At 59.2% G+C, this 22,460-nt stretch carries 23 protein-coding genes and 1 tRNA gene; 12 read left to right on the top strand and 12 right to left on the bottom strand.

What is annotated here, in order from left to right; genetic code table 11:
• The first annotated feature begins 199 nt into the window (after positions 1–199).
• Complete coding sequence (locus QD461_RS04365) at positions 200–1,552, top strand: tlde1 domain-containing protein (protein WP_414086621.1); 1,353 nt, start codon at positions 200–202, stop codon at positions 1,550–1,552.
• A 28-nt stretch (positions 1,553–1,580) separates the two neighbouring features.
• On the opposite strand, the gene QD461_RS04360 is transcribed toward QD461_RS04365, so the two are convergent.
• Positions 1,581–2,684: a COX15/CtaA family protein gene (locus QD461_RS04360; protein ID WP_414086620.1), complete on the bottom strand. Its 1,104-nt coding sequence runs from the start codon at positions 2,682–2,684 to the stop codon at positions 1,581–1,583.
• Positions 2,685–2,797: 113 nt separating this feature from the next.
• Here QD461_RS04360 and QD461_RS04355 point away from each other — a divergent pair, with 113 nt between their 5' ends.
• Positions 2,798–3,007 (top strand): DUF2842 domain-containing protein, encoded by a 210-nt coding sequence (locus tag QD461_RS04355; RefSeq protein ID WP_184701710.1) that lies wholly within the window; start codon positions 2,798–2,800, stop codon positions 3,005–3,007.
• Between the two features lie 135 nt (positions 3,008–3,142).
• On the top strand, positions 3,143–4,399 hold the full coding sequence (locus tag QD461_RS04350) for a GNAT family N-acetyltransferase (RefSeq protein WP_414086619.1): 1,257 nt from the start codon (positions 3,143–3,145) through the stop codon (positions 4,397–4,399).
• On the opposite strand, the gene QD461_RS04345 is transcribed toward QD461_RS04350, so the two are convergent.
• On the bottom strand, positions 4,400–6,607 hold the full coding sequence (locus QD461_RS04345; RefSeq protein WP_414086618.1) for a GumC family protein: 2,208 nt from the start codon (positions 6,605–6,607) through the stop codon (positions 4,400–4,402).
• A gap of 194 nt (positions 6,608–6,801) precedes the next feature.
• On the opposite strand from QD461_RS04345, the gene QD461_RS04340 reads away from it, so the two are divergent.
• The 6 genes from QD461_RS04340 to QD461_RS04315 all read left to right on the top strand — a co-directional run bounded on the left by QD461_RS04340 (position 6,802) and on the right by QD461_RS04315 (position 13,062).
• Complete coding sequence (locus tag QD461_RS04340) at positions 6,802–7,377, top strand: polysaccharide biosynthesis/export family protein (protein ID WP_184701704.1); 576 nt, start codon at positions 6,802–6,804, stop codon at positions 7,375–7,377.
• 12 nt (positions 7,378–7,389) lie between these two features.
• Positions 7,390–8,535: a glycosyltransferase family 4 protein gene (locus QD461_RS04335; RefSeq protein WP_414086617.1), complete on the top strand. Its 1,146-nt coding sequence runs from the start codon at positions 7,390–7,392 to the stop codon at positions 8,533–8,535.
• Between the two features lie 76 nt (positions 8,536–8,611).
• Positions 8,612–10,174, top strand: coding sequence for an undecaprenyl-phosphate glucose phosphotransferase (locus QD461_RS04330; protein WP_414086616.1), 1,563 nt, complete (start codon positions 8,612–8,614; stop codon positions 10,172–10,174).
• Positions 10,171–11,433 carry an O-antigen ligase family protein gene (locus QD461_RS04325; RefSeq protein WP_414086615.1) on the top strand — a complete coding sequence of 421 codons (1,263 nt, stop codon included), beginning with the start codon at positions 10,171–10,173 and terminating at the stop codon, positions 11,431–11,433. The genes QD461_RS04330 and QD461_RS04325 overlap by 4 nt, the downstream gene beginning before the upstream one ends.
• The gene (locus QD461_RS04320; RefSeq protein ID WP_414086614.1) at positions 11,430–12,641 is read left to right on the top strand and encodes a glycosyltransferase family 4 protein; all 1,212 of its coding nucleotides are present in this window, start codon (positions 11,430–11,432) and stop codon (positions 12,639–12,641) included. The genes QD461_RS04325 and QD461_RS04320 overlap by 4 nt, the downstream gene beginning before the upstream one ends.
• 130 nt (positions 12,642–12,771) lie before the next feature.
• Positions 12,772–13,062: a DNA-binding protein gene (locus tag QD461_RS04315; protein ID WP_414086613.1), complete on the top strand. Its 291-nt coding sequence runs from the start codon at positions 12,772–12,774 to the stop codon at positions 13,060–13,062.
• 92 nt (positions 13,063–13,154) lie between these two features.
• On the opposite strand, the gene QD461_RS04310 is transcribed toward QD461_RS04315, so the two are convergent.
• Both QD461_RS04310 and QD461_RS04305 read right to left on the bottom strand, forming a co-directional pair.
• Entirely contained in the window at positions 13,155–14,174 is a 1,020-nt protein-coding gene (locus tag QD461_RS04310; protein ID WP_414086612.1) for an alpha/beta hydrolase family esterase, read from the bottom strand.
• A gap of 229 nt (positions 14,175–14,403) precedes the next feature.
• A complete protein-coding gene (locus QD461_RS04305) occupies positions 14,404–14,616 on the bottom strand; it encodes a hypothetical protein (protein WP_184701687.1) in 213 nt (70 codons plus the stop codon).
• A gap of 241 nt (positions 14,617–14,857) precedes the next feature.
• Between QD461_RS04305 and QD461_RS04300 the strand changes: the two genes are divergently transcribed.
• Together QD461_RS04300 and QD461_RS04295 are read left to right on the top strand one after the other, a co-directional pair.
• A complete protein-coding gene (locus QD461_RS04300) occupies positions 14,858–15,250 on the top strand; it encodes a hypothetical protein (protein ID WP_414086611.1) in 393 nt (130 codons plus the stop codon).
• Between the two features lie 91 nt (positions 15,251–15,341).
• The gene (locus QD461_RS04295; protein WP_414086610.1) at positions 15,342–16,052 is read left to right on the top strand and encodes a thermonuclease family protein; all 711 of its coding nucleotides are present in this window, start codon (positions 15,342–15,344) and stop codon (positions 16,050–16,052) included.
• A gap of 37 nt (positions 16,053–16,089) precedes the next feature.
• On the opposite strand, the gene QD461_RS04290 is transcribed toward QD461_RS04295, so the two are convergent.
• Together QD461_RS04290 and QD461_RS04285 are read right to left on the bottom strand one after the other, a co-directional pair.
• Positions 16,090–16,166: transfer RNA gene (locus tag QD461_RS04290), tRNA-Pro, on the bottom strand.
• Positions 16,167–16,252: 86 nt separating this feature from the next.
• Positions 16,253–16,648 (bottom strand): BA14K family protein, encoded by a 396-nt coding sequence (locus QD461_RS04285; protein WP_414086609.1) that lies wholly within the window; start codon positions 16,646–16,648, stop codon positions 16,253–16,255.
• Positions 16,649–16,823: 175 nt separating this feature from the next.
• Here QD461_RS04285 and QD461_RS04280 point away from each other — a divergent pair, with 175 nt between their 5' ends.
• Positions 16,824–17,078: a hypothetical protein gene (locus tag QD461_RS04280; RefSeq protein WP_414086608.1), complete on the top strand. Its 255-nt coding sequence runs from the start codon at positions 16,824–16,826 to the stop codon at positions 17,076–17,078.
• A gap of 80 nt (positions 17,079–17,158) precedes the next feature.
• Here the strand turns inward: QD461_RS04280 and QD461_RS04275 are convergent, their stop codons facing one another.
• The 6 genes from QD461_RS04275 to plsX form a co-directional block, all read right to left on the bottom strand.
• Positions 17,159–17,491 (bottom strand): hypothetical protein, encoded by a 333-nt coding sequence (locus tag QD461_RS04275; RefSeq protein WP_184701676.1) that lies wholly within the window; start codon positions 17,489–17,491, stop codon positions 17,159–17,161.
• Positions 17,492–17,713: 222 nt separating this feature from the next.
• On the bottom strand, positions 17,714–18,820 hold the full coding sequence (locus QD461_RS04270) for a porin (protein WP_414086607.1): 1,107 nt from the start codon (positions 18,818–18,820) through the stop codon (positions 17,714–17,716).
• A gap of 354 nt (positions 18,821–19,174) precedes the next feature.
• Positions 19,175–19,723: a MerR family transcriptional regulator gene (locus QD461_RS04265; protein WP_184701672.1), complete on the bottom strand. Its 549-nt coding sequence runs from the start codon at positions 19,721–19,723 to the stop codon at positions 19,175–19,177.
• A gap of 216 nt (positions 19,724–19,939) precedes the next feature.
• Complete coding sequence (locus tag QD461_RS04260) at positions 19,940–20,278, bottom strand: integration host factor subunit alpha (RefSeq protein ID WP_184701670.1); 339 nt, start codon at positions 20,276–20,278, stop codon at positions 19,940–19,942.
• Between the two features lie 108 nt (positions 20,279–20,386).
• Positions 20,387–21,358 (bottom strand): beta-ketoacyl-ACP synthase III, encoded by a 972-nt coding sequence (locus tag QD461_RS04255; protein ID WP_414086606.1) that lies wholly within the window; start codon positions 21,356–21,358, stop codon positions 20,387–20,389.
• 19 nt (positions 21,359–21,377) lie between these two features.
• On the bottom strand, positions 21,378–22,424 hold the full coding sequence (plsX, locus tag QD461_RS04250) for a phosphate acyltransferase PlsX (protein WP_414086605.1): 1,047 nt from the start codon (positions 22,422–22,424) through the stop codon (positions 21,378–21,380).
• Positions 22,425–22,460: the final 36 nt, after the last annotated feature.

Raw genomic sequence — 22,460 nt, 5'->3', positions numbered from 1 at the left:
GCCAGGGTGAATTGAGCGTCAAACGTATCTCTTTTTTCAATGAATATCCAAGAATGAGCCAACGTAAAGGAATTGGTTACCATAATTCGGCATGCTTCCAGACAGTCGGCAATGTGGTGGTCAGACGCGAATTCCGCGTCGAGGCGCGTGTGTATCTGTGAGCCGGCATAGTGTCTGTGTAGTTTGGATAACGAGTATCATGGCGTTTGTCACCGAAGGCTTCGGTAACTTCAATTCGCGCACCGGCTACGCCCCGCGACTGAAAAAATCTCTCAGCATCCGTCCCGGCACATTGGCCACCGGCGTCGCCGTTGTGGCTTTCGCCTGGGTCGCCGCGACGCTGGTCACCACCCAATCGATGATGTTGTCGCTCCCTCGCGCGGCAACAACGACAAACGATTTCCTGACACCACGAGCGTCGGCGTTCATCGTATCCCAGAGCCCGATAGCCCGCCCTGCCCGTCTTTCCAGCCAGGTTGCCTCGCTGAACGGACAAGGCCGCTTCGCCGGTGTGCCCGCAACGGCTCCTGCAACCGGGTCGACCTCTGCCACCACGGGGACTAATGTTCAGACGAATGCTGGCAGTAAGGACGCCATTCGTTCGCAACTGGCCTATGCTTTGACGCAGCAGGCATCCCAGATCAAGCTGGAGCAAAGTGCGGCCGCAAGCATCAAGAGCGGCCGCATCGAAATGGCAGCCGCATCGCCCGAAACGCTCGACCGGCTGCGTAAGGTGATTGCCGTCAACTTTGCCGCCGCGGTGCAGTCGCTGGCGCAGGTGAAATATGCAGCCGCCTCGATCCCCTCAGCAAGCCCCGCAAAGGAGGCCGTTCAGCCGATCGCCGTTGCTTCGGCAGCGCCTGCAGCCCTGCCGGCCATTGCGGAAGCGACGCCGCTACCGGCCAGGGATGCTGACATCGCCATGACGCAAGCCGTGCTGACCGTTGTGCCGATGGCCCGCCCTGCCCGCGACGAGGATGTACGGCGGCCCAACACTCCAGCGACGGCCGCCATTGCTAAGGCAACAGTCAAGGATACCCCGGCCCAGCCGCCGGCGCGGCTTCTGGCCTATGCCGATCCGGACGACAGCTCTGTGCGCAAGGCAAAGCCCTTCATCAATCCCTTTGCCGCCATCAGCCCGGGAAGCGGTACCGCGATCTACGATATCGAAGCGAAGACGGTCTACCTTCCCAGCGGCGAACGCCTCGAGGCGCATTCCGGCCTTGGTCACATGCGCGACAATCCCCGCTATGTCGACCGCAAGAACACCGGTCCGACGCCGCCTGAGACTTATAAGCTAACCTACAGGGAAAGCCTGTTCCATGGCGTGCGGGCGCTGCGCCTGACGCCCACAGGCGGCGGTCGCGTCTATGGCCGCGATGGCTTGCTGGCTCACACCTACATGCTCAGGGGCGGCCGTGCAGAATCGAATGGCTGCGTAGTCTTCAAGGACTACAATCGCTTCCTCGCCGCCTTCAAGCGCGGTGAAATCAAGCACTTGAAGGTCGTGTCGCGGATGTCGTCGGCGGCAAGTGTCGCCTCGGCACGCTGACAAGGGTTGAATTGAGGCGCTATGCGCCTCAATCTCCCACGACAATCGAGGTCTGGCGCGGCAGCTCGCCATAGAAGCCCCGCCAGTTGGCAATTGCAAAGCCGAAGACGATCAGGGCGCCCGCCTGATGCGCAAGCGCCAGGTGCAGCGGCACCTGCAGCAGCAGCGTGGTAATGCCGAGAATCGCCTGAATGAGAACCAGCACGAACAGCACGACCGAACGGCGGGCATGCGTCGTCTGCGGCGCAGCCCGCAACGACATGATCATGTTGACGACCACGACTGCGAAGAGCGCATAAGCGCCGAGGCGATGGACGAACTGCACCATTTTCGGATTCTCGAAGAAATTGATCCAGCCCGGCGACTGCACGAGCAAGCCATCCGGAACGATGGTGCCGTCCATCAGCGGCCAGGTATTGTAGCTCATGCCGGCATGGAGACCGGCGACGAGCGCGCCTAGATAGATCTGGAACAGAGACATGATGGCGATGAGGCCGGCCAGTTTTGCCGAATAACGGGTCGGCGCCGGCTCGTTCGAATGCGGAGACAGCGCCCGCATGAACCACATGCAGGCAGCAAAAATCAGACAAGCCATGACGAGATGAATCGCAAGGCGATACTGGCTGACATTGGTGCGTGCCTCCAGACCCGAGTAGACCATCCACCAACCGACTGCGCCCTGCAGCCCGCCAAGGAGAAAAATGCCGCCCAGCGGCAGCCACAGCCTGCGTTCGACGCGGCCGGCCAGCACGAAGAACAGCAGCGGCACGCCGAAGATGACGCCGATGCCGCGTGCAAGCACCCGATGCACCCATTCCCACCAGAAGATTCCCTTGAATTCGTCGACCGTCATATCCTTGTTGAGGATCTGAAACTGCGGGATGCGCTTGTAGAGATCGAACTCGTCCTGCCATTCCTGCGCGTTCAGCGGCGGGATGATGCCATGGATCGGCCGCCATTCCGTGATGGACAGGCCGGATTCAGTGAGCCGCGTCGCGCCCCCCACCAGCACGAGCCCGAAGAGAGCCAGCAGCACACAGGCAAGCCAGAGGCGGATGGCCCGGCGATTGCGGCCCTGGCGAACGACTTCCTTCATGATAGCCTGTTCTGAGGTGAAATTAGTGGCAGCCATGGCATCTCCCTTCCATCAGGCTGTTGATTTGCCCGATAGGGGCGTGCAAAACAAGTCCCGGGAGTTTGCGGCATGCCGTCGCGGCATATCGCCTTGAGAGGAGAAACCAACCCGTGCCCCTTCGCCTGCGCAAATTCATCGGCATGATCCTGCTTGTGTTGCTGGTTGCAATCTATGCGATCGTCGCCATGATCGTTGCAGTCCGCACGCTCGGAGATCAACCAGCCTGGGTCCATTTCCTCTACTTCCTCTTCAGCGGCACCATCTGGGTGCTGCCAGCAATGGGCATCATCAAATGGATGGCCGGACCGCGGCCGCAATGACGGATGCATACCCGCCGTTTACGCAATGCTAACCCTGATCCACGGGATGTGCGGGCAGATCGTGCCATCTTAAGCCAAAGATAAACCGCTATCCGCGAAACTGCGTTCGAATACCGCCAATGCGGAAAGGATCGAATGCAGACGCAGGAGCAAGATATCGCCGGCATCGCCGTTGCTCGGACAGCAACTGGGCAGGCTGCGGCTGTCCTTAGGCGGTCGGCGTTGCATGACGATCTCAGGATCGAAATCTTCGACAGCATGGCACCACTCGAGGCGGAATGGCGCGCGTTGGAGCGAGACAATCTTGTATCTCTGCATCAGAGCTATGACTGGTGCCTGCCCTGGGTCGAAACATTTAGGCGCCCTCTCGCCATCATTCGCGGTTCCATCGGCGGCCGGACCGCTTTCATCCTGCCGCTGGAAATCATTCGTGGCCGTGGCGTTCGGCGGGCGGAATTCATCGGTGCACAGCATAGCAACATCAATACAGGGCTGTTCTCTACAGAGTTCCTGTCAAATGGCGATCTGACTCCGGCACAAACGGCAGCCACGGTCGCGGCTTTGCGCGGCAAGGCGGATCTTGCCATCCTGCGCAATGTCCCGCTCGAATGGCGCGGCCGCAAAAGCCCACTCGGCTCCCTGCCCGCAGTCGAAAACCAGAATCGCGCCTTCCAGTTGCCGTTCCTGGAGAGCTTCGAAACCAGCCTGAAGCAGGTCAACGCCAAGCGGCGGCGCAAGAAGTTCAAGCACCAGAGCCGGATCCTCGACGCCAAGGGTGGCTATGAACATGTGATTGCGACGCCGGATCAGGAGCATGCCCTGCTGGATCTGTTCTTTCGGCAGAAGGCCACTCGGTTCAAGGAAGCGGGCTTACCCGATGTTTTCGCCGATGCCCCGACCAAAGCGACGCTGCACAAGCTGTTGCGCCGACAGGAGAGCGCCAGTCTCGACGCCACGTTGCAGATGCATGCGCTGCGGCTCACAGGCGAGCATGAGGGGCATGTGCCGGCCATCGCGGCTCTTTCGCGCAAGGGCGATCACGTCATCTGCCAATTCGCCTCGATCGACGAAACGCTGGTGCCCGAAGCAAGCCCCGGTGAGCTGCTGTTCTGGCTGATGATAGAGCGGCTGCATAAGGAAGGCGTCGCGCTCTTCGACTTCGGTATCGGAGATCAGCTCTACAAACGGTCCTGGTGTCCTGTGGAAACTACGCAGCACGACCTGCTGCTGCCCATTTCCGCCATCGGCCATGCCGCGGCAACGATACAGCGCGGCATCACGCAGGCCAAGACGGCCATCAAGAGCAATCGAAAGGTCTATGCCCTCATTCAGAGGCTGCGATCGCGGCGCGTCGCCGCAACGGCAGGGACGGACACGGCCGAGAATGATTGATCAGGCGGCGTCGCGGCGCGTATCCGGATCATGCTCCTCACGCCATCCCGACATCAGGATAATGTGTTCGTAGCCGGCCTTCTGGAATTCGGTCATCGCCGATAGGAATTGCTTTTCGTCGGGCTGCGGCATGGAGAGAATGATTTCCGTATCCTTGCTCCGCGTCAGCCGCGCCACGCCGGAAACTTCGGCCGCGCCGCATTCCACCAGAACAATATCGTAGGCCGAGCCGAGCGCATCGAGGATGAGCGACAGGCGATCCGCTCCGCGCATTGCGCGGCCGAGATCACTCATGCCTTGCGGTACGAGATGAGCGTCGGAAAGCCGATCCGGATGGATCGTGTCGGCAAAGGCTGCCTCCCCGCAAAGTAGGTCGGTGACACCGGGAAGTTCACCGTGCTCTGCCATGAGTTTGGAAGGGCAGCCGGTTCCCGTCATGTCTACCAGCACGATGCGGTGTCCCGCATCAGCAACCGTTCGTGCCAGCATAACCGAGGCGGTAGAACCATCGTCACCGGTCGGTGATATGGCAATTGCCAGCCTTGAGCCGCTATCGATCAAATAGTCGGCAACGGATTGGATGGAAAAATCCTCTTCGTCTTCTTTGGCCGACACCGTTTCCTTCGGCTTATGAGCCGCATCGGCGAGGTCCTCTTCCGTCTTTCCGGCCAAGATATCGTCTGCGGGCACCGACAGCATGCTTGCCGGCGCCCCAGCACGCTTCATCGTAACAATCTCTGCAACATCCTCAGCCTGAGGAGGCTGCGAGGCATTGGCCGCGGCTTTCCGCTCGCGGTTAACCGGTCCGACGGGACGCAATGCACGACCGCTGAACAGTTCAGCCAGCATGATGACGATACAGGTCAAAAGGAAGGTTGCGAGCGTGGATACGACAACGATCGGGACAACCTTCGGGAAAGCGGGGTCGACCGGCTCCACCGCCGACGAGACGACACGGGCATCGGCCGGGCTGGAATTCTTGTCGACGCGGGAAGCAGCCTCGCGGTAACGAGCGAGATAGGTCTCCAGCAATTGCCGCTGGGCTGTGGCTTCGCGCTCCAGCGCGTTGAGGCCAACCTCATCCTCCCCTGCCTTGGCGCTTGCGGCCTTGAGCGTATTCGACTGCGCCACCAATTGCTGCTCACGCAGTTGCGCAAGCTTGGCTTCATTGTCGATACTGGCGAGGATCCTCTGTGTTTCCCGGCTGATTTGCTGGCGGCTATCGGCGAGCTGTGCCCGCAGGCTCTTCAGGCGCGGGTGGCCATCCATGAGCGTCGTGGAGAGATCCGATATCTGCGATTCCAGGGTGGACTCCGTCGCCTTCAACCGCTGAATGGCCTGGGATCCTGAAACGTCGGAAAGCGTATCAATCGAGCGACCGCTTGAGAGCGCATTACGCACAGCCTGGGCGCGTGCATCGGCATTGGCCTTGTCGGCCCTCACCTGCGCGAGCTGCGTGATAATATCGGAGAGCTGCTGGGTGGCGAAGTTGCTGTTCTGACTGGCCTGCAGAAGTCCGTTGGCAGATCGGTAATCCGCGACATTCTTTTCAGCTTCGCTGACCCTCTCGCGCAGCTTGGTGATCTCCGGTTCCAGCCAGCGGGTTGCCTCACTGTTGGAATCGAGCTTGGCGCCACTCTGCATCGACAGGTAAACCTGTGCGATCGCATTCGGAACGTTGGCTGCAAGAAGAGGATCGCGAGAGCTGAAGCTTATGCCGATCACCCGCGACGAGTTGATCTGGTAGACTTGCAACCGCCCGGTGAACGCATCCAACATCCGTTCTTCCGGCGCCTTATCGGCAGGCGGGCGCTTCAGGTGCAGCTTGATGAGAATATCGGAGAGCGCTGAACTTTTGCTGGCCGTATCGAATTCCGGGCTCTGGTAGAGCTTGAGATTGGCGATAACCTGCTTGATCAAGTCGGCCGACTGAAGGATCTGAACCTGGCTGGCAATATTCAGTTCGTCCAGCAGCGGCGCAGAGCCAGCGTCGTTGCTGGTCGTGGTTGCGAAGGCCGGCGCGCGCGCCTCGATCAGAATGCGAGTTTCGCTGCGATACTCCGGAGAAACGACCTTGGCAATGACGAGCGCCAGACAGGCACCCGCAAGGGTGATGGCAACCACCCGCAGCCGCCGTCGCCAGACGGCGCGAAAAAGCTGCGCAAGATCGATGTCTACATCCTGCTGGGTGTTGTTGACACCGGACATATACAAAAACTCCGTAATAGAAAGCCGGAGATAAACGTAAACGACTATGGTAACCCAAGCGTTAATAGTATTTCACCGGCGTTATTTTTGGCATCGCTAATTTTTTGCTGGTTTTTCTTTCGGTCTTTACCGGCCGTTAACCCTAACGGATTGATAACGACGCCAGTGTCTTCTCCCATTCTAATGAGCGCGAAATGCCCTTCGCAAAGCCAAAGATTGCCCTTGCACTCGGCATGGTAGCCATGAGCGTCGCGCTCGCAGGCTGCAACACTTATCAGCCTGCGCCGAAGGCGTTCAGTGAGGCCACGATCCAGCCCTATACGTTGGACAGTGGCGACAGGCTGCGCGTAACGGTGTTCGATCAGCCGGGCCTCAGCAACACCTATACGGTCGATCAGGCCGGCTACATTGCGTTTCCGCTGATCGGTCAGGTCACGGCTCGTGGCCGAACATTGCAGCAGCTCTCCGGGCAGATCGCCCAGAAGCTGCGGCAGGGTTATATTCGCGATCCCGACGTTTCAATCGATGTCGATCGCTATCGCTCGGTCTACATCATGGGTGAAGTCGGCCAGCCGGGGCAGTATTCCTATGTACCGGGCATGACCGTCCAAAATGCCATCGCGGTTGCCGGCGGCTTCAGCAGCCGCGCCAATCAATCCAACGCGGACGTCACGCGCAAGATCAACGGTCACGTCATGACGGGCCGTGTCGGCATCTCCGATCCGGTGCTCGCTGGCGATACGATCTATGTCAGAGAGCGGTTGTTCTGACCGCGCTCACTCATGGCAAAACCGCTCCGCATCCTTCACTGTTTCAGATCGCCCGTCGGCGGGGTCTTTCGCCATGTCCGGGATCTGGCAGAGGAACAAAGCAAGGCGGGACATGAGGTCGGCATCCTTTGCGACAGCCTGACCGGCGGAGAACACGAGGATCATCTGTTCGACGATATCGCGCCATTTCTCGCGCTCGGCGTCGTCCGGTTACCGATCCGGCGTCAGATCAGCCTCTCCGATGCGCCGACGCTTTGGAGCAGCTATCAGAAGATCAAGAGTTTGCGGCCGGATGTGCTGCACGGGCACGGCGCCAAGGGCGGCCTGCTTGCGCGCCTTCTCGGCTCATTGCTGCGGGTTAGTAGGTATCGCGTCGCCCGCCTCTATACTGCGCATGGCGGCAGCCTGCACTTTTCGCGCGGCTCGCTGCAGGGCATGCTGGTGCATAGCCTTGAACGAATGCTGGAATTTCTGACCGATGGTTTGATTTTCATCTGCGACTTCGAGCGGCGCACCTATGAAAGGAAGATCGGTAAGCCGCGGACGCGATCGGTCCTGATCTACAACGGCATCAGCGAGCGAGATTTCCGCCCCATCCCGACACGATCGGACTCCGTGCATTTTGTCTATATCGGCATGCTGCGGGACCTCAAAGGTCCCGACCTGTTCATCGAGGCCTTCGCCAAGACCGAACGGCGGATCGGCAAGCCTCTCTCCGCGCTGATAATCGGCGACGGACCGGACAGGGACAAATACCACCGGATGATGATCGAACGCGGCCTTGGCCATCGGATCGGCATGCTGCCGGCCATGCGCGTGCAGGAGGCCTTCGCTGTCTCGCAAAATGTTGTCGTTCCCTCGCGCGCAGAAGCGATGCCCTATATTGTTCTCGAAGCGCTGGCGGCGGGAAAGACCGTGATTGCCTCACGCGTTGGCGGCATCCCTGAAGCCCTCGGAGAAAACAGCGCCGCACTCGCCCGCACCGAAGATGCCGACGACCTGTCCCGCATCATGGCCGAGTCCATCATCGAACAGGACTGGGGCGGCCGCCATATGCCCAATATCGAGACAATCCGGCTCAATTTTTCAGCCTCGGTCATGGCTCGGGACACATTGAAGCTGTATCAAAATATACTTGGTTCTGGTGACAAACACTAGAATACAAGCAGGTGTTGTAAGTGTTTCTTAGCTGATATCTGGTAGGCCTTTTCCGGTAACGACCGGATAAGTTGCCATGAACACTAGCGAAAAGTCCGAACAATTTAACTTAGACAATATTCGCAAGCAGGCTTCGGAAATCCGCACCCGCGGTGCCGAAGAGTCTCAGAGCGATCGCCCGAACGGTGAACTCAATCTCTATGCGCGGCAGATTGCCGAGCAGTTCCGTGAAACCAACCAAACGCCGGCGATTATCATCGGCCAGTATCGGCTGTTCGAGTTCCTGTCGCTGCTCGCAGTCGGACTGGCACTTCTGTTGTTCGGCACCAGGCTCGGCGATCATCCCTTCTTGTCGAGAGCTGCGGTGACGATCGCGGTCAGCGGCCTTGCTATCGCCTTTCTGCAGGTGGCGGATGCCTATCAGATACCGATCCTGCGCTCACCCCATCGCTTCCTTCACCGGATTTTGGGACCTTGGATTGTCGCCTTCGCCATCATGGCTCTGGCCCTCGTTCCTGTCGGCCTGGGCGACATCTATTCCCTGCCACTCCTCGGCGCCTGGCTGGGTGCCGGAGCTGCGTTCCTCCTCGTCGCACGGCTCCTTTTCGCCTACGGCATCCGTAACTGGGCTCGCAACGGTATCATGGAGCGGCGCGCCGTCATCGTCGGCGGTGGCGAGCCGGCCAAAGAACTCATCCGCGCGCTGGAACACCAGTCCGATAACGACATTCGAATTTGCGGCATCTTCGACGATCGCGGCGAGAAGCGTTCGCCGGTCATGGTCGCCGGCTATCCGAAGCTCGGGACGGTCCCGGAGCTAGTCGAGTTCGCCCGGCTGGCGCGGGTAGACATGCTGATCATTTCTCTTCCGAGCAGCGCTGAAGATCGCATCCTGCAATTGCTGAAAATGCTCTGGGTCCTGCCGGTCGATATTCGCCTGGCTGCCCATGCCAACAAGCTGCGTTTTCGGCCGCGCGCCTACTCGCATGTCGGCGCCGTGCCGATGCTCGATATCTTCAACAAGCCGATCCGTGATTGGGACGGCGTCGGTAAGCGCATCTTCGACATCTTCTTCAGCCTGTTCGCCCTTGCCTTGCTCTGGCCGATCATGCTGGGTGCCGCAATTGCCGTGAAGGTGACTTCGAAGGGGCCGATCCTCTTCATGCAGAAGCGACACGGCTTCAACAACGAGATCATCAACGTCTTCAAATTCCGCTCGATGTATACGCATATGAGCGATCCGACCGCACGCAACGCCGTCACCAAGAACGATCCGCGCGTTACGCCCGTCGGACGTTTCATCCGCAGGACGTCGATCGACGAATTGCCGCAGCTCTTCAACGTGATACTCGGTAGCCTTTCGCTCGTCGGCCCGCGGCCGCATGCCGTGCTCGCCGCCAGCCATAACCGCACTTACGCCGATGTCGTCGAAGGCTACTTCGCACGCCATCGCGTCAAGCCAGGCGTCACCGGCTGGGCGCAGATCAACGGCTGGCGCGGCGAGATCGACAGCGACGACAAGATCAAGTTCCGCACGGCCTATGATCTCTACTACATCGAGAACTGGTCGCTGCTGTTCGATCTCAAGATCCTGTTCAAGACGCCGTTCAGCCTGCTCAATACGGAAAACGCCTATTGACCGCGATCGAGCTCCCACCTCCCGGCGTTGCGCAGCCGCAGCTCGCGGCATTGCGACTGGTCGGTACGGCCTGCGTCGCCATAGGGGTGTTGATGTCGGGTTTCGTGATCGCGGAACCCGCGCCCTATGAGCTGTGGCTCGCCTTTCTTATCGGCACGTGGTTCATTCTCGGGCTGAAGATATCCCGCAGCGTCGCGCCGCTTCTGGTGCTGTTCCTGACGTTCAACATCGGCGGCATGCTGTCGATCACTCAGATGCGCAACCTTGCGGCAAGCAACCATCTCGACGGCCCGATCTATATTGCCGTCTCCACCTTTCTGGCTTTGAGCTCCGTCTTCTACGCCGCCATCGTTGAGGACAGCCAGAAGCGGCTGAAGCTGATCTTCAATACCTGGGTGGTGGCAGCATTGATTACCGCAAGCCTGGGCATTCTCGGCTATTTCCACGCCGTCCCAGGCTTCGATATTTTCACACGCTACGATCGCGCCATGGGCGCCTTCCAGGATCCGAACGTCTTTGGTCCCTATCTGGCGGCGCCCAGCCTCTATCTCATGCATGGGCTGCTGATCGGCGACCTGAAGAAGGCGCCGATCAGGATCGTATGCCTCCTCGTTCTCGCTTTTGCGGTCTTCCTTTCATTCTCGCGAGCGGCCTGGGGGCTGTTTGCCTTCACCTCGGTGATGCTGATCTTCTGCATGCTGTTGAAACATCGCAGCAACAAGTTTCGCCTGCGCATCCTGGTTATAGCGCTGGCGGCGATCATCCTCATGGTGGTGCTGCTTGTCATCGCGCTGCAGTTTCCACAGGTCAGTGACCTGTTTTCCATCCGCGCGCAACTCGTTCAGAGCTATGACGGCAGGCATCTCGGCCGTTTTGAGCGTCATAGCGTCGGCTTTGCGATGTCGATGGAGCGGCCTTTCGGTATGGGACCGCTGGTCTTCGGTCACATGTTTGAGGAAGACGAGCACAATACCTGGCTGAAGACGCTGACCACCTATGGCTGGCTCGGGTTCTTCTGCTGGGTCAGCATGATCTGCTGGACCATCTATATCGGGTTCCGCAACCTTTTGAGGGAGCGGCCCTGGCAGCCCTTCGCGATGATCGCCTGGATCGTCGTTCTCGGCCATGTCGGCATCGGCAACGTCATCGACACCGATCACTGGCGTCACTTCTACATGTTAATCGGCATCGTCTGGGGCTGCGGCGCCCTTGAGCAAAAGTATCAGCGTAGCTTGAGTGGAAGGGAGGCGGCGCCTTGAATATCCGCACCAGCGTCAAGCGTCTGTCGATGCTGCAGGTCCTCGAACCAAGCGGCGGCGGCTCTGGGCGGCACTTCCTCGACCTCTGCCGGGCCATGCAGCATCGCGGTCATTCGGTGACCGCCATCTATTCGCCGGTGCGCGCCGAGGCGGCCTTCGTTGGGGAATTGGAGGGCATCGGTCTCGACCGGGTCATTCCCGTCGCCATGCGACGCGCGCCGGGACCATGGGATATCACCGCATGGAGACATTTACGCAGAATCGCCACGGAGCAAGGGCCGTTCGACCTGATCCATGGCCACAGCTCCAAGGCCGGAGCGCTGACGCGGTTGCGCTTGCCTGGAAAGCACGTCCCCGTTCTTTATACCCCGCACGCATTTCGCACCATGGACCCAACGCTGGGCTCGAAGGGGCAGTTGATCTATGGCGGCATCGAGCGCCTGCTCGGCAACTGGCTGACGGATCAACTGATCTGCGTATCGCGAGACGAATATAACCATGCCTTGTCGCTTGGCATCTCCGAGGCACGGCTGCGCATCGTCGTCAACGGCGTCGGCTCGCCGCCGACCAGCCAGCGCGCCGCCATCCGTAGGCGGTATGGGGTCCCTCAGGACGCTCTGCTCTTCGGCTTCGTCGGCCGGATGACCCGCCAGAAGGCTCCGGAACGGCTTGTCGAGGCATTTACCCGCATCGCCAACACGCTGCCGCAAGCACATTTGCTCATGATCGGCGTTGGGGAGTTGGCGACCGCCGTCACCGACATGATCAAGGCAGCCGGCCTGGAGAAGCGTGCCTACATCGACGGCGGCATACCCGGAGTGACCGCGATCGAGGCCTTCGACGTCGTCGTTATGCCGAGCCGTTACGAGGCGATGTCCTATGTGATGCTCGAGGCCGCAGCCGCCGGCAAACCACTGTTGCTGGCCGATGTCGGTGGTGCGCGAACCGTGCTCGAACACGGCAAGAACGGCTACATCGTGCCCAACAGCGATGACCCGGAGGAGCTCGCCAGCGCCATGGCGCGCCTTGCCGACCCCAGACTACTTGCAAACTTCTCCTCCGAGGCGCGTCGCCGCAAGGATGGCTACACTCTTGCCGGTATGGCCGACGCCACGGAACAGATCTACTACGATCTGCTTGGCTATCCCGTCCCTGCCCCACTTGCTAGCCCTGAAGGCATCAGGCCTCAGAACGCCGCAGCCTTTTAGAACACTCGCGCAAGATCAGGCACCTGAAGCGCGAGACACCACTCCGAGAAAAGCGCAACGCGCTTTTGACGCGCGCGATTTTTGCGTGAAACTGGTTCCGCTTCTCGGGCGTATGGAGTAGAGTTGAGTCATGATCACATCTGCACAATTGCGCGGTGCGCGCGCCATGCTCAGGCTGACGACAGAAGCACTCGCTAATGAGAGCAAGCTTCCGATCTCATCCATCGAAGCGTTGGAGATGGACGTCGATTCCAAGGATATGAAGGCGGTTGCCGCCGTTCGTGCCGCCTTGGAGAGCCACGGCATAATTTTTCTCGCCGGCGGGAGTGACGGAACCGGCGGCGCCGGTATCCGTTTCAAGCATTGGGCCGAGAATGATGGCATTCGGCCCGAAAATCTGAATGCGACCAACGACGATTGATTGCAAGACTGGCGGCGCCTTATGAGTAGTCGCCCGAGCTTCCTCTCATACTACTCTTGACGCGAGCGCGAGCCCGCTCTTCGAGGGCAATCTCAGGCGACCAGCCCCCAGCCTTTGATCAGTTGTTCTGGCGCGGAGATGGCCGCAGGCAGAATGAAACGCTCGGTGTCGTTTGCCGGCTCCCTGCCCTCGATGACCAAACCGACCGGGAAACCGTGCCCGAAATCCGTCAGGGTGACGAGTTCCAGGATCATATTGCCATAGTCATCACGCCATTCGCGGCGCTCGCCGCCTTCGAACAGACGCAGGCGGCCCTTGGTGCGCGGGCGCTCGCGCACGGCAAGCCATTGTGCGATGGCCGACTCTGCATTGACATAGGAAACAACTTCATCGGCATCGCCATGCCAGATGGAAACGACAGGAAAGCGGGTAGCATCGGGAGATGCTTCGCGAACGAGCTCGCCCCATTTATCGGCCGAGCGCGTCGAGCCGCGCTTCATGACATCCAGTGCCGACATGGCGTCGCGGGCGGCGCCGAAAGGCAGGCCGCCGATGATGGCGCCTGCTGCAAAGAGTTCCGGATAGGTGGCAAGCAGCGCAGCAGCCATCGCGCCGCCGGCCGAGAGGCCCATGACGAAAATCCTGCTGTCGTCGATTCCGTGCACCTTGCGACTGAAATCGATCATCTCGCGGATCGAACCTAGCTCGCCGCGATCGCGCGTTACCATGCTCGGGCGGAACCAGTTGAAACAGAGATTGGGATTGTTGAATGCCTTCTGTTCGGCGTAGAGCACGGCGAATCCGTGCTGGCGGGCAAGAGCCGTCCAGCCGCTGGATCGATCGAAATCCTCGGCATTCTGATGACAGCCATGCAGGACAACGACGAGTGGCATCGGGCCTTTGATACCAGGCGGTACGTATTCGAGCATGCGCAGGCTGCCTGGATTGCGACCGAACCAGAGAATTTCGGTCAACCGCTGGGGGGCCGTACGCGTGGAGACGCGCCGACGCGCCGGCTGTGCTTGCGGCTGGGTTACCGGAAATTTGAACTGCGGCAACTCGACAGAGTCGGCAAGCAGGCGGCGGAGCCGGCTCGGAACTTTGAGATTCATTATGGACCTTTCTGCTTATTCGCGCCCGCCGCTTTTCGTTTTTCCTTTGTCGCGACGGCCGCGCACCGCTCCCAAAGGGAATCGGTAACATCGAGAGACGAACTCTCTTTGTGCAATGCAGCAAATATAGGGTGGAATTATCACTTCGAACAGCGACAAAGCATCATTGCAGCTATGTGAAATCAGCTTAAATCGATTAGATTCAAGACCATAAAAAAACGCTGATGTGTCAGAAATAAGCCCTTGCAAGCGCAAGCAGCTTCGCATCGTCCTTCACGCCCTGACGATAAAGCTGGATGATCAACGCGCCCAGCCGCTCCGCCTGCACGCCACGCGAATCGATGCCGCGATCTCGGCAGACAGTATCCAGCACCTTCTCCAGACGATCGAGATCGTCCGAAAACAAAGGCAAATCCCTTGGATGGATAGGGGTTTCCAACATTCGCGCGGTCTCGTCCTTTGAGTAAGAGAATGCGGCCCCCCCTCGGCGCCGGCTTCATACTCTACAGCAGGACTGGACTATGCGCTTCGGCCCCAGAGTTGGCAAGGAAGCAATTACATGGTCGAGGGCTGCTGATTCGAATGCAATGCCGAGGCGCAGCCCGGACGTACAATTTTAAGTTAGGCCATCACCCCGTCTTCATCCATACCTGCGATAAACCGGCTGAACAGGAGAGACGACAATGACCAGATTTTTAATGCCCGCTACACTCGGCCTGCTGCTTGCCGCCACAACGCTGCCAGCCTTTGCGCAGAACTTTCAGAACCTGCCCTTACGCAATCCTCGCCAGCTGCCGGACGGATATATTTCGGTGCAATCGGGAATATCGCTGTCCTACTCCGTGCCGGATGGCGACAACGAGGAGCAGCAGGAGAAGGCTTTGAAATCCTTCTACAAGATCGCCGCAAGCAGCTGCGGCACCCTGCTCGCTACCATAGCGGACGCTTGTGAAATCAGCGCCATGTCGAGCAATACGTCGGTCAATAATTTCGATGGTCGGGGACTGAAGCTTTCCGTCAACGGACAGGTGACGATGTCGGTGAAGCTGAAACCATCGACGGCTTCAACGAAATAGGAATCCTGTGGTCCCGTCATCGGAGAACGAAAAGCCAACGGATCGGTAAGAAATCGCAGCGATAATCTCCCCGCAATCGAGGGACGACACTATGGCTAAAGCGAAACGACGCGTTCGGCGCAAACCGCAACCCAAGGCGGGAGGTTCGATATGGCTGTGGGGCTTCGTTGGCCTGGCGACAGTAGGCGGCATGTATGCCTACCAACACCGTAAGGACATGCCTTCCATGCTCGCCCATGCCGGTGCGGTTGCCGGCATGCCGAAGATGACCCAGGACGCACCGACGCCGGCGGTAAAACCGAAGATCAAGACCACAGCGGTTATTCCGGAACCTCGCGCCACCCCTGCCTTTCCCGTGCCACCGGCAGCCATTCCGGCGGTAACGGCCGCGATCCCCGTGGCGCTGCCGATCAACAGACCGGCGATCGATCGCCCCGGCATGCGGGCGCAGACGGGCGGCCGCTTCGTGCTTTGCAGCGCCGGTTCGGGCACCAACTGCGTGGTGGACGGCAATACGTTCTGGCAGGACGGGATAAGGATCCAGCTCGCCGATATCGACGTGCCGGGCGTTGAGGCTGCACGCTGCTCGGGTGAGAAACAGAAGGCCGTGGCCGCCAAGCTGCGCCTGCAGGCCATTCTTAATGACGGGACTTTCGTGCTTTCCGGCAGCAACCGTCGCGATGACCTGAATGGCGGCAAGCTACGCATCGCCATGCGTGCCGGCCGCTCGATCGGCGATCAAATGGTTTCCGAGGGACTCGCGCGGCGCTGGACTGGCCAGTCACCCTCGTGGTGTGGCTAAGTTATTGAAAATCTGATTGGGAGTTCAAGAAGATAAATGGTCGGGGCGACTGGACTCGAACCAGCGACCCCTTGACCCCCAGTCAAGTGCGCTACCGGGCTGCGCTACGCCCCGACCTGCCGAAACGGCTTGTTTCGTTTAGAGTCTAGCGTTAGCCGAAGCAAGCGAAAAGTAGCGGCTCACTCAGAAAAAGTTCACGCTCAGCGACATGCCTGCCGCGGCCCATGGCTCGGCTGGTAAGTATTGTCCGCAGGATTATAGGAACGATAGCGGCTTGCGCAGCTGCGGGCATGGCCATCGTAGTAACCACGATCGCGCTGCCAGCTGAACAGGGTGCCGGTCACGAAGGACTTGAAGAGCACGCCGCTGTCTGAATCATCATCGTAGTAGCTGTCGGAACCATGAAACCGATGCCCGCCACCCCATCGGTTGTGGTGATGCCAATGCCCATGGCCGTGATCATGAACCTGGATGACGGTGGACTGTTGGGGCACCGACAATGCCGGCATGGTGATGGCGCCGGCCGGCACAGCGGCACCAGCCGCCAGCAGCAAACCGAAGCCCGCGGCAGTTATCGATCTTGCAATCGTAAACATAGGCGACTCCTTCGAAATCCGGCCGCAGCGCCAAGCAAATCTGCGTGAGGACCTTGCCGCCGGACGCGCCGATATTACCTTTATATAGTAATTTGAAATCACACTCATAGAGGCTGTCCCGTCTTTATTGCGCGATGATTTCGCAGGGACCGGACACGCGCAGAAAGCCAGGACAATGAGGCCCTTCATAGCCCTTTTAGTATGCGGACCCTTGCTTGCCGCATGCAACACAACCGACCCCCTGCAACCCATTCCCGGCAGCATTACCTATGGCGGCCAGCCGCATATGAAGCTGACGCAATCGCCTCCCGGCACCCGGATCGCGCATCGCTTCACCAACCAATGGGGACAGGACATCTACGAAACCTACATCCTCCAGCCCGACCGCAGCCTGAAGCTGGTCAGCCGCGAGGAAGTGACGCCGCTTTGACCGGCATGCAACAAAAATGAAAACTCCGCCGGGTTGAATCGGCGGAGTTTTCCATTGTCATACGAAGCCGCGAGCGACTTTTACCAGCAGCGATAGCAACGGCGGTAATAGGGCCGGTCGTAATCGCGGCGATGATGATGACGGCTGTCGCTGACGGCGGCGCCAATTAGGACGCCACCGATAATACCTGCTGCCGCAAGGCCGGCAGCCTGATTTTCAGCCTGCTGCGCCTGGGCGCGATTGGCTTGATAGGTGGACCCGACGCAACGATTGTAGCGCTGCGAGCCCGGGCGGAACCCTTGAGACTGGCAGGTCATTTCGGCATTCATCGCTGATTCCTGCGGCGTCTGACAGCTCGCTAGAATGGTTGAAACGGCGACAAGGCTAGCCGCCATGGTGGCGCGTATACGCATATTCCCTCCGGCACAAATAATACAACCCCGAGGATCGAACTACAGCCAAAGGTAATATTTGGCAAGCCGAGCTCATCAAGCTATGCGCGAAGTTGGCATCATGATTAATAGCTCAAGGTTGCTTTCTGACCTGCAAACTCCTCTCGCGCCTAGCGAAACCCTTGCCGGCCGGTTCCCGTCCGCTGGCATTGCTGCAGACGGGAACCATCTCGTCAGCCCAAATCAGAAGTTCCGTTCGAAACGAAGAATGCCGGCAACCGTATCGTCCTTGATGAAGTCGTAGTGCATATAGGTCACTTCGGGTTCGACCAGCAGATCCTTGACCGGATTGAATTTGAGGTTCGTCGTCGCCTCGAAAATCTTCGATTCCGTGTAGGCGAGCTGCAGGTTCCACTTCAGCTTTTCATTGATCGGAAAACCGACGCCGCCCCAAACAGCCCAGTCTCCCCAACCGCATTTGGCGGCATTGACGGCGCCGCCCGATGTCGTGCAGGCGGAAATATCCTGGTTGGTGCCGGCATATTTGTTCAGCTTGTCGCCGTCCGTATTCCAGCCACCCATGAGAAAGGCTTCCACGCCGCCGAACTTGGCATCGATGCGCGCCTTGATGGCGCCCTCCTCGACGATCGAGTCATAACCGCCGACGACCTTGAAGCCCCAATCGCCAGTCTTGTAGCCGAAGCCGGCGACGACGTCGGGGGTATAGTGATTGGACTTGTCGTCCGTCCACCAACCCGCGCCATAGGAGGCTTGACCGTCGGTCGTGGAGTTGCTGTCTTCCAGCGAAATCACGGCAGTAAAGCCGTTACCGGCATCATAATTGTAGGTCAGCTGGTTCAATTCGTAGGGGCCGTCATAGATCGCGTCGTCATTGATGACGTCGCCGGCATAGCCAGCATAGAGATTGAATTGCGAGTCGAGTTTGCCGACCGTGAAGCCTGCGAGGCTGATATTGGCAAAGAGCAGCTTGGAGGATGTCGCACCTCCATCGTGCCACTCCCAGCGGAAGACGGTGTTCGTCTTCAGCGCGCCATATTCCGTATCGGTGGCCGTATCGACATTGAGTTCGACACGCTCGTGCCAGAGCGTACCCACCTTGCTGCGCGGATTAAAGGCGTCGTACCACTCGCCTTCTGTGCGGACCTTGCCGCCGATCTTGAGGCAGGTTTCAGTGCCGGGAATGTAGAAATAGCCGGTGCCGTAGACATCGCAGATCCGGACATATTCCAGGGGCTCTGGTTCAGCGGAAACAATTGCATCTGCAGCATGGGCGGCGCTCGCTGCGGCAATAGCAGCGGCGGAGCCGAGAAGAAGGCTCTTGATGTTCATGATATCTCCATTCGACGATCCATCAGGGATGGAGTCTCCCGGTAGGCAACCTCTTGCCCCTCCATGGCCCGACTGGCTTTTCCCTTCTTTGAAGGGCGAAGCAGCGAAGCTTCATGGTCAGACTGAACCTGTGGTTTGGGTCGGGCAAGTTAAGAAGGTTAGCAAACTAACTTCTTGGGCACAGAAGCACCGGTACGTGACAAATTTGTCACGTAGATTTGCGCAGGCGTATTATGGCGAAACGGAACTCCGCCTCGCGACGGTAAGGCGGCCCAGAGGAGGCACGGATTGCCTTAGCATGGTCACATCCCATGCACACATCCGGGCGGGTCGTCTACGCGGCAGCTCGTGGTACTACCGCACCTGATCCAGGAGACGCTTGCATTCCAGAAGATCGTAAAGCGTTTCCTGCAGCAAGGCCCGGTCTTCCTTGCCGACACTGGATTTGCCGATGGAAACATCCGGCACGCCGTCGTCTCCGCTCACAAAATTGAAGAAGCGGCGGCTGATTGGCGCCTTGGCGCGGCCGACGACCTGATCCTCTTCCGGATTGGCAGAGCTGACGCGTGGTTCGACGGGAGCGTGCTCCTGCGCTGCAGAAGCAAGCGCTTCGACACTTGCAAGGTCCCCGTGCCCCACCGCGATGACAAACTTGTTGCCATTGGTCTTCAAGAGCTTCTGGACGCCCTTGATCGTATAGCCGTGATCGTAGAGCAGATGGCGGATGCCGTTCAGCAGGTCGACGTCTTCAGGCCGATAATAACGCCTGCCGCCGCCGCGCTTCATCGGCTTGATTTGCGGGAAACGCGTCTCCCAGAACCGTAGGACATGCTGCGGCAGGTCAAGGTCTTCCGCGACTTCGCTGATCGTGCGAAATGCATCCGGGCTCTTGTCCATCATCATACTCCCACAGCGCAATTGCGGCACCGCCCGGGCCGCATTGCACAAAAACGGATATCGACGTCGCATCCTATCGAGATACGAATCATCATATTTCAACGGTTTGGCAGAGGAAATTCAAGTGGTCTCTGCAGCTGCTGCACAAGCAAGCCGCAAAACCTTAAGACAAAGGCCGCAGCGCAAGGCATACGACCCAAGGAAAATCAGTTTTCCGGCAGATCAGGAAGCGGGATTCGCAGGCCTTACCTTCGCCTTGCGGCTGGCATGCGCCTTGAGGATCCTGCTCTTCAAGACATTCGATGCCTTGAATGTCATGACGCGCCGTGGAGAGATCGGCACTTCCTCGCCGGTCTTTGGATTTCGACCAATGCGTTCATTTTTGTCGCGCACCTGAAACGTCGCGAAGGACGAAAGTTTCACCGTTTCGCCGCGCACGATGGCGTTGCAAATTTCATCGATCACCGTCTCGACGAGCTCTGCCGACTCCGTGCGGGAGAGGCCGACTTTCCGGAATACTGACTCCGCCAAATCCGCGCGCGTCACTGTCTTGCCCGTCATAGCTCCCCGCCCATAGTGATTGGTAATCTTATTCAAGCTTAGCGAGACTATTGCCCTTGCGCCAAACGGTCAAGCTCTTGTTCGGAATCGGCTTTTAGAGATGCAGCGCTACCAGCGCAGCAGCACCGCACCCCAAGTAAAGCCGCCGCCCATGGCCTCCAGCATCACTAGATCGCCCTTCTTGATTCGTCCGTCTCCGGCAGCTGTCGCGATCGCCAGAGGGATGGAAGCGGCCGAGGTATTGCCATGAAGATCGACGGTGACCACAACCTTCTCGGGAGCAATTCCAAGCTTTTTGGCGGAGCCGTCAATGATGCGGCGATTGGCCTGATGCGGCACCAGCCAGTCTAGATCGTCCACCTTCGCGCCAGTTGCGTCGAAGGCAGCCTGGATGACGTCGGTGATCATGCCGACCGCATGCTTGAAGACTTCCCGTCCCGCCATATGCAGAACGCCGACCGTGCCCGTCGAAGACGGCCCGCCGTCCACGTAAAGTTTGTCCTTGTGGGCACCGTCGGAACGCAGGCTTGCCGCCAGCACGCCGCGATCGCTGTTGGCGCCACTTCCCTCGCCAGCCTCGAGGATCAGCGCACCAGCGCCGTCACCGAAGAGAACGCAAGTCGTTCGGTCGGTCCAATCGAGGATGCGCGAGAAGGTCTCCGCGCCGATCACGAGAACACGCTTGGCAAGGCCACCGCGAATATAGGCATCGGCCGTGGTTACGGCATAGACAAAGCCTGTGCAGACGGCCTGAACGTCAAAGGCAAAGCCATGATGCATGCCGAGCCGGTTCTGGATATTGACGGCGGTTGCCGGAAAAGTGTTGTCGGGCGTCGACGTCGCGACGATGATCATGTCGAGATCATCAGGCGTCATGCCGGCATTGGCGAGAGCGGCGCGCGCTGCCTGCTCGCCCAGCGAGGCCGTGGTTTCGCCTTCACCGGCAACATAGCGCTGACGGATACCCGTGCGCTGGACGATCCACTCGTCGCTGGTATCGACGACCTGTTCCATCTCGGCATTGGTCATGACGCGTTTGGGGAGCGCCGCCCCAAATCCGCGAACAACTGAACGGATCATTCTGCTTGTACCCCGTAGCTCATGCCGCTTCCGGCCCGATGGGGGGCAGCCGTTTGGCATGGTATTTCTTCAAATCGTTTTCGATCTTCTGCGTCAAACCGTTCTTGGCCATGTCATAGCCGACATCGATGGCAGCGGCGAAAGCTTCGACATTGGCGCCACCATGACTCTTAATGACGATGCCATTAAGGCCGAGGAAGACGCCGCCATTGACCTTGCTCGGATCGAGCTTCTCGCGCAGCAGATCGAAGGCGCCCTTGGCAAGAACGTAACCGATGCGCGCCAACAGCGTGCGCGACATCGCCGCACGCAGATACGAGCCGATCTGCTTTGCCGTGCCTTCCGCCGCTTTCAGCGCGATATTGCCGGAGAAGCCTTCCGTGACCACGACGTCCACAGTGCCCTTGCCGATATCGTCGCCCTCGACGAAGCCGAAGTATTCCAGCGACTCAAGATTGGCTTCGCGAATCAGGCGGCCGGCATCCTTGACGTCTTCCTGTCCTTTGATTTCCTCGACTCCGACATTCAGCAGGCCGATGGTCGGACGCTCGATCTCGAAGAGCGCACGCGCCATCGCGCCGCCCATCAGCGCAAAGTCGAGCAGCTGCTGCGCATCGGCGCCGATCGTGGCACCGACATCGAGTACGATGCTTTCGCCACGAAGCGTCGGCCAGATCGCCGCGATTGCCGGACGTTCGATATTGGCCATGGTGCGCAAACAGAATTTAGCCATCGCCATGAGCGCACCTGTATTGCCGGCGGAAACGACAACATCGGCATCACCTGCCTTCACGGCGTCGATCGAGCGCCACATGCTGGAAACATAACGGCCGCGGCGGAGCGCCTGGCTCGGCTTCTCATCCATGCTGATCGCAACTTCGCATTCGTGAAAGACCGATTTTTCGCGAAGCTTGGGATATTTGGCGAGGACCGCTTCGCAGCGATCCTTCTGTCCGTACATAATGAATGTAATATCGGGATGCCTATCCAGCGCCTTGGCCGCGCCGGGAACAACAACCTCAGGGCCGAAGTCGCCACCCATTAGGTCAAGAGAAATTCTGATCACGCGTCCCTAGTCCTTTTTCTTCGCCGAGACCGACGA

It is taken from the genome of Rhizobium sp. BR 314, assembly GCF_047445805.1.
Classification (GTDB): domain Bacteria; phylum Pseudomonadota; class Alphaproteobacteria; order Rhizobiales; family Rhizobiaceae; genus Rhizobium; species Rhizobium lusitanum_B.
This window is presented reverse-complemented; position numbering and strand designations above follow the sequence as displayed.